This window comes from Acinetobacter sp. AB03 (assembly GCF_058107045.1).
This window is the reverse complement of sequence record NZ_JBUEBA010000073.1, coordinates 1-771: the sequence shown is the minus strand read 5'-3', so window position 1 is coordinate 771 and position 771 is coordinate 1. Positions and strand designations below refer to the sequence as shown.

Annotated in this window: 1 protein-coding gene; it reads left to right on the top strand. The window is 35.1% G+C overall.

All coding sequences use genetic code 11. The features are described from left to right. Nucleotides 1–405 precede the first annotated feature (405 nt). Nucleotides 406–771: Arm DNA-binding domain-containing protein (locus tag ACY3FQ_RS18425; protein ID WP_489774618.1), on the top strand; the 366-nt coding region annotated here is incomplete at its 3' end.

Here is a 771-nt window from a genome sequence, read left to right as displayed (position 1 = left end):
TTTTTGGATAGCCAATGGCAATATCGACATACCTTAAGCAGTGTTATATAGCTGTATTGGACTAAGTTTGATTTGATCCATTTTTTCTTGCGGATGAGCATACCATTGAGTCAAATAATCAAACCAGATAGAAATATTGCCTCGGATAATTAAGGCTCGGTTACGAGGTCTGTAAAACAAACTCATTACAGAATAGTGATTAACTATCACTGATTTTTGTAGCTTAATACAGACTTTAACAATGGTTACTTTTTTGGTTATTTTAACTTACAAACTCACAATAATTTTTATAAAAAACATATATATAAATATTTATGTGATGCGTAATATACGCATCATATATAAAGCGTTCTATTTTGATATAATTGATCCAATCAACCACTTATTAGGTTTCATTTAAATTCCATGAGTCTTACTGAAATTAAAGTTCGCCAAGCTCATTGCAAGGAAAAAACCTGTTTTTTATCCGATGAAGATGGGCTTAGCCTGAAGATTGAGCCGAGTGGAAGAAAATCTTGGTGCTATCGCTATACAGATCCACAAACTAAAAAACGTCGACGCATTCAGTTAGGTCTTTATCCTGATTTATCGCTGAAAAAGGCACGACAAGTCAGAGATGACTTTAAAGACAATAATTTCTGTTTTGAACATGATACTGCCTCTAATGTCATCACCTTTGGTAAGGTCGGGGAGGAGTGGTTACAGTTCAAACTGAGGAATGCCTTCAACGATCTACCCCGCTGTGGTGTACTACAGTTAGCAGAAAGATGC